The organism is Streptococcus sp. 4094 (genome assembly GCF_013277125.1).
Lineage (GTDB): Bacteria > Bacillota > Bacilli > Lactobacillales > Streptococcaceae > Streptococcus.
In genome coordinates, this window is the sequence record NZ_VMMI01000066.1 from 1 (window position 1) to 2047 (window position 2047).

The 2047-nt window shown below is 41.4% G+C and carries 4 protein-coding genes and 1 pseudogene; all 5 read left to right on the forward strand.

The genetic code is table 11. From position 1 onward, the window contains the following. Positions 1 to 253, forward strand: a pseudogene (locus HT721_RS10615) (hypothetical protein); the annotation flags it as partial. An 8-nt stretch (positions 254 to 261) separates the two neighbouring features. Continuing rightward, positions 262 to 660, forward strand: coding sequence for a hypothetical protein (locus tag HT721_RS10620; RefSeq protein ID WP_173214041.1), 399 nt, complete (start codon positions 262 to 264; stop codon positions 658 to 660). 15 nt (positions 661 to 675) lie between these two features. Next, entirely contained in the window at positions 676 to 1272 is a 597-nt protein-coding gene (locus HT721_RS10625) for a hypothetical protein (protein ID WP_191994102.1), read from the forward strand. Continuing rightward, positions 1265 to 1417, forward strand: a complete 153-nt coding sequence (locus HT721_RS10630; RefSeq protein ID WP_173214043.1) for a hypothetical protein — start codon at positions 1265 to 1267, stop codon at positions 1415 to 1417. The genes HT721_RS10625 and HT721_RS10630 overlap by 8 nt, the downstream gene beginning before the upstream one ends. 10 nt (positions 1418 to 1427) lie before the next feature. Further along, positions 1428 to 1865 carry a hypothetical protein gene (locus tag HT721_RS10635; RefSeq protein WP_112445255.1) on the forward strand — a complete coding sequence of 146 codons (438 nt, stop codon included), beginning with the start codon at positions 1428 to 1430 and terminating at the stop codon, positions 1863 to 1865. Positions 1866 to 2047: the final 182 nt, after the last annotated feature.

Consider the following 2047-nt stretch of genomic DNA (forward strand, 5'->3'; position numbering starts at 1 on the left):
TCCCACAACCGCAACAGCTGGTTCAAACGGAGTTGTCAGGCCTGATAACTCGACGATTACAGTCGATAGTTCGGGTGTCTTGCGAGTAAACAGGTCGGCGCTTGGAATTCCAAGTACACCGTCCGAAGTGGTCGCTAATAAGCTGATTAACCAGAACGGGAACCAGCAAATGAAATACTGGTACGGTTCGAAAGCCCAATATGAAGCAGTTAGAACTAAAGATCCCAACACAATCTATGATGTGTATGAGTAGGTGGTATTATGGCTACAAGAGAAGGAATCTATGTCGGAGGACATGAGATTATAGAACGGTATGTTGGAAGTAAGTTAGTGTGGCAAAAATGGCGGTTTTTAAAACGTTTTAATAATTTAAAAAGCGCATTTATTTATCCACATTCATCTAATACGGTTGCTGTAGATGGAAATTTCATAAGTTTAGCAAGTAGTTTCGATAGTGAAGACAGAAAACTTAAACTTATTAATTATGGTAATTATGATACAGAGGTCTTCTATGCGAATCGAGTTTATGTATACACAAGATACTCAGGTGAAAACAATTACATTGCAGATAAACAATTACATATCGAGTTCGACAGCAACCAAGAAGCTTCAGATTTCAAACAACGCTATCGTGCTGGAACAATAGATATTTACATTTAAGAGGAGAAAATTAACATGGAATTTGTATTAGTAAATAAATTTTTTAGAGTTGGCAAGACGGAAGTCTCTATTCAATGTGACAAGCCGTTTACTTTTTTCACTCGCGAGTTAGAGGGTGACCGTTTGGGTGACACGGACGAAACGCTCATTGAAGCAGTCAAAGAGATTCTACGTACCGAACTTGACCCAATTAGCGCCATTGTCAAAAACCAAGAACAATTGGCTAAAACGCAAGAACAATTGGCTAAAACGACGGAAGCGCTGGAGAAAGCCAACCAACTCATGGATGGCATGCAGAAGGTCAATCTCCAGAATGCTCAGGATATTGAGGATATCTTAGCACGATTGGAAGAGCTGGAAGCTCAAGGAGAGTCTGACCAGGAGGAGAAAGAGGAGGCAGAGGAGGACACCCCTCAGGTTACGGACACAGAAAACCAAGCTGATGAACCAGCCCCAGCGCAGCCAACTACTGAACAACCAGTAGCAGAAGCACCTACACAACCAACCCCAGCGGTAGAAGATAACAAAGAAAGCGAGAAAGAAGATGACATTTCTGAAACGACAAACCAAGAGAGCCCTAGTGAAGACAATGGAGGTAGCAACAATGAGTAAGATTACACTAGACCAAGCAAAAATCGACATGTACATCAACCTACTGGAACGTGGAGCAGTTGACTTTTCATGGGTACATAAACGCTGGAAAGACCGTGTGCGCAAGGAATTGAAGAGACGTGGTTTGAGCCATTTGGCAGACTAGCGAGGTGCTTATGGATGTCTTACAACAAACAGAACATTTCTTTATGAATGTGCTACCAGTAGCGACGCCAATCGTCGTGGCTTGGTTAGGCTATAAAATGCCGAAGAAAACAAAAGAAGAAACAGATAAAATCGTCTCGGAACTAACCGATGTCAAGAAACAGATTGAAGATGTCCAGACTACCGCTAAAGATAGCAATTCCAAAATCGATGAAGTACAAGAGAAGTTAAAAGTACACGACGAGGCGCATCTAAATACAATGAAGTTGCGCCTTGACCGTGATATGCGACGGGCTATTCGTAGAGGGTTCACTTCAAAAGACGAATTTTCCCTAGTGGAAAGTCTGCACAAAAGCTACAAGGCTTTAGGAGGTAATGGCTACATAGACCGCTTATTCAACGATTTTGAAAAATTGGAGATTAAGGAAGACATCTTAGTAGATGATTAGAAAGAGGTGCAGAATGGGTTGTAACAAACGTAGAGTTAATACAACCAATTTGGTTCGGATTGATGGTGGCGACCTTATTAAACAAGGGGATTTGTCTTCTACTTTTGGATTTGAATTGTTAGATGAAAATTACCGTGTCATGACCTTATTTGAGGGTCAAGATGCGGTTGTTACTCTAACAA